Genomic DNA, 7,281 nt, shown 5'->3' with positions numbered 1-7,281 from the left:
GCAGCAACGGCGCGAGCCGGCGCAGGAGTGCGGCCGCCGCCTTGCCCGCGAGGCAGGCCAGGACGAGAAGGAGGGCACCCCCAGCGGTAGCTGGGGGAGCAACAGCCCCGCGCCCCTTACGGGGCCGGGGTGCACGCCCTAGTGGAAGGAGTGCTCCTCCGCGGGGTACGCACTGTCCACCACGTCCTGCGCGAACGCGCGCGCCGCGTCGCCCAGAACCTCGCGCAGGCGCGCGTACTGCTTCACGAACCGCGGTACGCGGCCCCCGTTCAGGCCCGCCATGTCCGTCCAGACCAGGACCTGCGCGTCGCACTCGGCCCCGGCGCCGATGCCGACCGTCGGGATGTGCAGGGTGCGCGTGACCTCCGCGGCCAGCTCGGCCGGGACGACCTCCAGGACGACGGCGAACGCCCCCGCGTCCTGGACGGCCTTCGCGTCGCGCAGCAGCTGCGCGGCCGCCTCCTCGCCGCGGCCCTGGACGGGGTAGCCGCCGAAGGCGTTGACGGACTGCGGGGTGAGGCCGATGTGGGCCATGACCGGGATGCCCGACTCGACGAGCAGCTCGATCTGGTGGGCCGAGCGCTCGCCGCCCTCCAGCTTGACCGCGCCGACGCCCGCCTCCTTCACCAGCCGGGTGGCGCTGCGCAGCGCCTGCACGGCGCCTTCCTGGTACGAACCGAACGGCAGGTCGCCGACGATCAGGGCGCGCTTGGTGCCCCGCACGACGGCGGCCGAGAGCATGGTGATCTCGTCCAGGGTGACCGGCACCGTGGACTCGTAGCCGAGGTGGCAGTTGCCCATGGAGTCGCCCACGAGCAGGACGGGGATGCCGGCCTCGTCGAAGACGGAGGCGGTCATCGCGTCGTAGGCGGTGAGCATGGGCCACTTCTCGCCGCGCTGCTTGGCGGCGGCGATGTCGCGGACGGTGATGCGCCGGGATGCGGTTCCGCCGTACAGCGCCTTGCTGCTGTCGGGGGCTTTCACGGCATGCGTCATGGCGATTGGCTCCTGTGAATCGTCTCGAGGCGCCCTGTCGGCGTCCCCGGATCACCTCCATGCTGACACGCCTCCCGGCGGCGGGGAACCCACCCCGGGAACAGTTGTTCGCGCGTAAAGGTTTTCCAATACGAGACGGATCCGTTTCGGAAGTAGCCTAGGGTGGTGAACATGGCGAATCCCCCCGACACAGCCCCCGTGCGCGCGGTCCCCGAGGCCGTCCACCGCAGGCGGTGGGCGATCCTCACGGTGCTGCTGTTCAGCCTGCTGGTGGTGGTGCTGGACAACTCGATCCTCAACGTGGCGATGAAGACCATCGCCTCACCCGCCCCGACCGGACTGGGGGCCACGCAGAGCGAGTTGGAGTGGGCGATCAACGCCTACACGCTCGTCTTCGCCGGAATACTGTTCACCGCCGGACTGCTGGGCGACCGGCTGGGCCGCAAGAAGGTCCTGCTCTTCGGCATGGTCGTCTTCGGCATCGGCTCGGTGCTCTCCGCCATGGCCGGCTCGCCGGGCGAACTCATCGCGTTCCGCGCGGTGATGGGCTTCGGCGGCGCCTTCGTGATGCCCTCGACCCTCGCGATCATCATGAACGTCTTCGAGCGCGAGGAGCAGCCCAAGGCCATCGGCATATGGGCCGGCGCGGTCGGCCTGGCCATCGCCATCGGACCGATCACCGGCGGCATCCTGCTCTCCCACTTCTGGTGGGGCTCGGTCTTCCTGGTCAACGTGCCCATCGTGATCGCCGGACTGATCGCGATGGTGGTGCTCGTCCCGGACTCCAAGGACCCGAAGCCGGGCAGACTCGACCCGCTCGGCGTGCTGCTCTCCGTCGTCGGCCTGGTGCTGCTGGTGTACGGCATCATCAAGGGCGGCCAGCTGGCCGACTTCACCGACCCCGAGGTCTACGGGACCGTCGGCGGCGGCCTGTTGACCCTCGTCCTCTTCGTGCTGCACGAGCGGCGCAGCGCGCATCCCGCCATCGACGTGCGGTACTTCCGCAACCCCGCCTTCTCCGCGGCCGTCTCCTCCATCGCGCTGGTCTTCTTCGCGCTGATGGGCACCACGTTCTTCATCGTCTTCTACACGCAGAGCGTGCGCGGCTACTCCCCGCTGCAGAGCGGCATGCTGCTGCTGCCGCTGGCCGCCGCGCAGATGTTCTTCGCCCCGCGGGCCCGCCTCATGGTCGACAAGTTCGGCGCCCGGGCCGTGTGCGCCGTCGGCATGCTGCTGGTCGCCGCCACCACGGCGGGCTTCCTGCTGCTGGACAAGGACACCCCGATCTGGGTCCTGGAGATCCTGTTCTTCACGCAGGGCACCGCGATGGCGCACATCATGCCGCCCGCCACCGTCTCGATCATGCAGTCGCTGCCGCGCGAGAAGGCCGGTTCCGGCTCCGCCGTGAACAACACCTTCCGGCAGATCGGCGGTGCGCTCGGCGTCGCCGTCCTGGGCTCGCTGCTCTCCACCACCTACCGCGACGGCATCTCCGACAAGCTCGCCGCCGTCCCCGGCCTGCCCGAGCCCGCGCGGCACGCGGCGGGCGAGTCCATCGAGGCCACCCTCGGCCTCGCCGAGAAGCTCGGCCCGGCCGGCAAGGCGCTCGTGGGTCCGGCGGAGGACGCGTTCATCCACGCCATGCACGTCACCGTCATCGGCTCCACGTCGGTCGCCCTGCTCGGCGCGCTCGTCGTCGCCCTCTTCCTGCCCGGCAAGCAGGCCGCGGGCGCGGGCGCACCGGGAGCGGACCGCCCCGGCGCGCAGAAGACGGAAGCGGGGGCCGAGCGGTGAGCACGCAGCCGTGCGCGGACCGGCGCGGGCGGCCGCGCAGTGCCGCCGTCGACACCGCGGTGATCGAGACGGTGCTGCGGCTGCTGGAGGACGGCACCACCATCGGCGACCTGTCCATGGAGCGCATCGCCCGCGAGGCGGGCGTCGGCAAGGCGACCCTCTACCGGCGCTGGGCCGGCAAGGAGGAGCTGATGCTGGACGTGCTGCGCTCCCTGGACGAGGCCCAGCCCGGCCTCCCGGGCCGCTCGGCCCGGGAGGACCTGGTGCTGCTGCTGGAGTACCTGCGGCGGCGGGGCCTGGCGAAGCGGTCGTCCGCGCTGCTGCGCACCGTCACCGCACAGGTGCAGGCGCACCCCAGGCTGTGGAAGGAGTACCACGAGACCATCGTGCAGGCGCGGCGCGAGGCGTTCTTCGCCGTGCTGCGGCGCGGGATGGCGAACGGCGAGATCCGCGCGGACCTCGACGTCGAGCTGCTGACGGACCTGTTCGTGAGCCCGATGCTGTCGCGGGCGATCATGCACGAGTGGAAGGAGCTCCCGGAGGGGCTGGCGGAACAGATCGTGGACACGGTGCTGGAGGGCGTACGCCCGTAGCGGCCGGGACACCCGGGATTGTGCCCGTTGTGTCACAGGCAGAACCCGCGCGACCTGCCCGTACGTCCTTCCCTACGAACACCGAGTAGTGAGGACGGCAGGATGTCTCAGGCACAGACCCAGGACGCGGGCCGCGACGGGTCCGCCCCCGCGCGGACCCCCCGCTGGCGCGGCCCCGGCATCTGGCGCCGGGGCGTCGCCGTGGCCGCAGTGGCGGTCGTACTCGGCCTGATCATGCTGCTGCACGCAGACCTCCCCAACCGCGTCGGCAACCTCGGCAGCCTCACCGAGACCTTCCTGCCGTGGCTCGGCCTGCTGATCCCCGTCCTGCTCGTCGTGGCCCTGCTGCGCCGCTCGGCCACCGCCCTGATCGCGCTGCTGCTGCCCGCCGTCGCCTGGGTGAACCTCTTCGGCGGGCTGCTCACCGACAAGTCGGGCAAGGGCGGCAACTTCACGGTCGCCACGCACAACGTCAACGCCGAGAACCCGGACCCCGCGTCGACCGCCAAGGCCGTCGCCGCCTCCGGCGCGGACGTCGTGGCCCTGGAGGAACTGAAGCCCGAGGTCGCGCCGGTCTACGAGAAGGCGCTCGCGGACACGTACAAGTACCACTCCGTGCAGGGCACGGTCGGCGTGTGGAGCAAGTACCCGCTGAACGACGCCCGCCCGGTCGACATCAAGATGGGCTGGACGCGCGCCCTGCGCGCCACCGTCGAGACCCCGCGCGGCCCGGTGGCCGTCTACGTGGCCCATCTCCCGTCGGTGCGCGTGAAGTTCAACGCCGGCTTCACGGCCGGCCAGCGCGACAACAGCGCCGAGGCACTGGGCGAGGCCATCTCCCGCGAACCGGTGAAGAAGCTCGTCCTCCTCGGCGACCTCAACGGCACCATGAACGACCGCTCCCTGGCCCCCGTCACCTCACAGCTGCGCTCCGCCCAGGGCGCCGCCGGCAACGGCTTCGGCTTCAGCTGGCCCGCGGACGCCCCGATGGCCCGGATCGACCAGATCATGGTGCGGGGGCTGGACCCGGTGTCGGCCTGGACGCTGCCGGCGACGCAGAGCGACCACTTGCCGGTGGCGGCGCGGGTGAAGATCTGAGGGGGCCGGCCCGGCACACTGGACACATGTGCCGCAGCATCAAAACGCTCAGGCCACCGGTCACCCCCGAGGTGACCGAGGCCGACATCCGGGCCGCCGCCCTGCAGTACGTGCGCAAGGTGTCCGGCTTCCGGGCCCCCGCCGCGCACAACCGGGCCGTCTTCGACGAGGCCGTCGACGCCGTCACGGCGGCGACGGCACGCCTGCTGGACGGCCTGGTCGTGCGCCCCGTCAGGGGCGCGGGGAACTGCGCGACAAGCCACAGCGGACCCGCAGCCGACTGACGGCCTCTCCCGCGGTCAGACTTCGCGCCACCGGCTGGTGATCGGCAGGCGCCGGTCCTTGCCGAAGCCCTTCGCGGAGATCTTGGTGCCCGGCGGGTACTGGCGTCGCTTGTACTCCGCCGTGTCCACCAGCCGCAGGATGCGCGTGACGAGCGCCGGGTCGAAGCCCGCCGCGACGATCGCGTCGCGCCCCTGGTCGCCGTCGACGTACAGCTCCAGGATCCGGTCCAGCACGTCGTAGTCCGGCAGCGAGTCCGTGTCCACCTGGCCCGGGCGCAGCTCGGCGCTCGGCGGCTTGGTGATGGAGTTCTCCGGGATCGGCGGGGTCTCCCCGCGCTCCGCCGCGGCCCGGTTGCGCCACGTGGCGAGGCGGAAGATGGCCGTCTTGTAGACGTCCTTGATCGGGCCGTAGGCGCCGACGGAGTCGCCGTAGAGCGTCGAATAGCCGCACGCCAGCTCGGACTTGTTGCCCGGTGCGAGGACGATGTGGCCCTCCTGGTTGGAGACGGCCATCAGCATGGTGCCGCGCAGCCGCGACTGGAGGTTTTCCTCGGCGAGGCCGGTGAGCTTCAGCGACTCCATGTAGGCGTCGAACATCGGCGCGATCGGCACGATGCGGAAGTTCAGCCCGGTGCGCCGCGCGAGCTCCTCGGCGTCGGCGATCGAGTGCTCGGAGGAGTAGCGCGAGGGCATGCCCACGCCGTACACGTTCTCCGCGCCGACCGCGTCGCACGCGATGGCGGCGACGAGCGCGGAGTCGATGCCGCCGGACAGGCCGATGAGGACGCTGCGGAAGCCGTTCTTGCGGGCGTACGCGCGCAGGCCCTGCACCAGGGCGGTGTAGACCTCCTCGTCGTCGCCCAGGTGCGGCTGCGCCGCGGGCAGCGGCAGCGGCTCGTAGGCGGGCAGCGGGTCGGCGGAGAGCGTGACGTGCTCGATCCGCAGGCCGTCGTCGACCACCCCGGACGGGACCTCGGCGGGGGCCTCGGGCAGCTCCAGGTCGAGGACCACGCAGGTCTCCTCGAACTGCGGGGCGCGCACGATCACCTCGCCGTCGCGGTCGACGACGATCGAGTCGCCGTCGAAGACCAGCTCGTCCTGGCCGCCGGTCATCGCCAGGTAGGCGGTGGTGCAGCCGGCCTCCTGGGCGCGCTTGCGGACCAGCTCCAGGCGGGTGTCGTCCTTCTCCCGCTCGTACGGGGAGGCGTTGACCGACAGCAGCAGCCCGGCCCCGGCGGAGCGCGCGGCCGGGACGCGGCCGCCCTCCTGCCAGAGGTCCTCGCAGATGGCGAGGGCGACGTCCACGCCGTTCACGCGGATCATCGGCAGGGTCTCGCCGGGCACGAAGTAGCGGAACTCGTCGAAGACGCCGTAGTTGGGCAGGTGGTGCTTGGCGAAGGTGAGCACGGCCGTGCCGCGGTGCAGGACGGCGGCGGCGTTGCGCGGGGCGCCCGCGGGGCGGCCCAGGCGGGGGCGGGCCTCGTCGCTGCGGTCCAGGTAGCCCACGACGACCGGCAGCTCGCCGAGACCCTCGTCCTGGAGCCGGGCGGCCAGCGCGTGCAGTGCCGCGCGGCTCGCCTCCACGAACGAGGAGCGCAGGGCGAGGTCCTCCACGGGGTAGCCCGTGAGCGCCATCTCCGGGAAGGCCGCCAGGTGGGCACCTTGCTCGGCACAGTGCCGGGTCCAGCGGACGACGGCCTCCGCGTTTCCGGCGAGGTCGCCGACGGTGGAGTCGATCTGGTTCAGGGCGAGACGAAGTTGAGCCACGGCCCCAGGGTACTCGTCAATGTGACGCAATAGGGGTGTGAGGGTGCCCACGCCCCTCCGGCCCTTCTGGCCACATGACGTGATCTTGTGGCAGGCTGCGCGCCTGCCCGTGGCGCGTGAGGCCCACGGGCTCATTGATGCGTTGTCAGAGCTCACTTCCAGGAGATCCGTTGAGCATGCAGTACGGCTACCCGCAGCAGCCGCCGTTCGGGTACCCGGCCCCCGCCCCGGCCCACGTCGGCCTGGCGATGAAGCGCCGCAACATCGTGGGAGTGTGGCTCGGCCTGCCGCTGATCACGTTCGGCATCTACACGCTGGTCTGGTACTACAAGATCCACAAGGAGATGCTGCAGTTCGACAGCCGCCGCCAGATCAGCCCGGCCGGCAGCCTGTTCACGCTGTGGTTCGGCGGCTTCCTGCTGATCCCGCCGTTCGTGTCGATCTACAACACGGGCCGGCGCATCGGTGACGCCCAGCGGGCGGCCGGGCTGCAGCCGACGTGCAGCGGCGGGCTGGGGCTGCTGTTCGTGCTGCTCTTCGGCCTGTGGCCGCTGTACTACCAGGCCGAGCTGAACAAGGTCATCGACCACTACAACGCCCCGGAGGGCACCCAGGTCGCCCTGGCCTGCTGAGGCTGCGGGGTCCCCGCGCCCGTAGGGGCGCGGGGCTGTTACATCATGCGGCTCCGCCGCGTGGGCGCGACCAGCCACGATGTGCCCGCAGTCGATCGGCTGCAGGCCGTCGGTGGC

7 protein-coding genes are annotated in these 7,281 nt (G+C 71.5%); 5 read left to right on the top strand and 2 right to left on the bottom strand.

Annotated features, from left to right (window positions below; translation table 11 throughout):
* Positions 1 to 138 precede the first annotated feature (138 nt).
* Positions 139 to 996: a 3-methyl-2-oxobutanoate hydroxymethyltransferase gene (gene panB, locus ACWD4B_RS34595; protein WP_336414609.1), complete on the bottom strand. Its 858-nt coding sequence runs from the start codon at positions 994 to 996 to the stop codon at positions 139 to 141.
* 171 nt (positions 997 to 1,167) lie between these two features.
* Between panB and ACWD4B_RS34590 the strand changes: the two genes are divergently transcribed.
* The 4 genes from ACWD4B_RS34590 to ACWD4B_RS34575 all read left to right on the top strand — a co-directional run bounded on the left by ACWD4B_RS34590 (position 1,168) and on the right by ACWD4B_RS34575 (position 4,765).
* Positions 1,168 to 2,790, top strand: a complete 1,623-nt coding sequence (locus ACWD4B_RS34590) for an MFS transporter (RefSeq protein ID WP_451424492.1) — start codon at positions 1,168 to 1,170, stop codon at positions 2,788 to 2,790.
* Positions 2,787 to 3,383: a TetR/AcrR family transcriptional regulator C-terminal ligand-binding domain-containing protein gene (locus tag ACWD4B_RS34585; protein ID WP_451424491.1), complete on the top strand. Its 597-nt coding sequence runs from the start codon at positions 2,787 to 2,789 to the stop codon at positions 3,381 to 3,383. The genes ACWD4B_RS34590 and ACWD4B_RS34585 overlap by 4 nt, the downstream gene beginning before the upstream one ends.
* A 102-nt stretch (positions 3,384 to 3,485) precedes the next feature.
* On the top strand, positions 3,486 to 4,481 hold the full coding sequence (locus ACWD4B_RS34580) for an endonuclease/exonuclease/phosphatase family protein (protein WP_451424490.1): 996 nt from the start codon (positions 3,486 to 3,488) through the stop codon (positions 4,479 to 4,481).
* 26 nt (positions 4,482 to 4,507) lie between these two features.
* Positions 4,508 to 4,765: a DUF2277 domain-containing protein gene (locus ACWD4B_RS34575; RefSeq protein ID WP_451424489.1), complete on the top strand. Its 258-nt coding sequence runs from the start codon at positions 4,508 to 4,510 to the stop codon at positions 4,763 to 4,765.
* Between the two features lie 15 nt (positions 4,766 to 4,780).
* Here the strand turns inward: ACWD4B_RS34575 and ACWD4B_RS34570 are convergent, their stop codons facing one another.
* Positions 4,781 to 6,532: an NAD+ synthase gene (locus ACWD4B_RS34570; RefSeq protein ID WP_451424488.1), complete on the bottom strand. Its 1,752-nt coding sequence runs from the start codon at positions 6,530 to 6,532 to the stop codon at positions 4,781 to 4,783.
* 176 nt (positions 6,533 to 6,708) lie between these two features.
* Here ACWD4B_RS34570 and ACWD4B_RS34565 point away from each other — a divergent pair, with 176 nt between their 5' ends.
* The gene (locus tag ACWD4B_RS34565; RefSeq protein ID WP_451424493.1) at positions 6,709 to 7,164 is read left to right on the top strand and encodes a DUF4234 domain-containing protein; all 456 of its coding nucleotides are present in this window, start codon (positions 6,709 to 6,711) and stop codon (positions 7,162 to 7,164) included.
* Positions 7,165 to 7,281: the final 117 nt, after the last annotated feature.

Source organism: Streptomyces sp. NPDC002536 (assembly GCF_053594995.1).
This window is presented reverse-complemented; position numbering and strand designations above follow the sequence as displayed.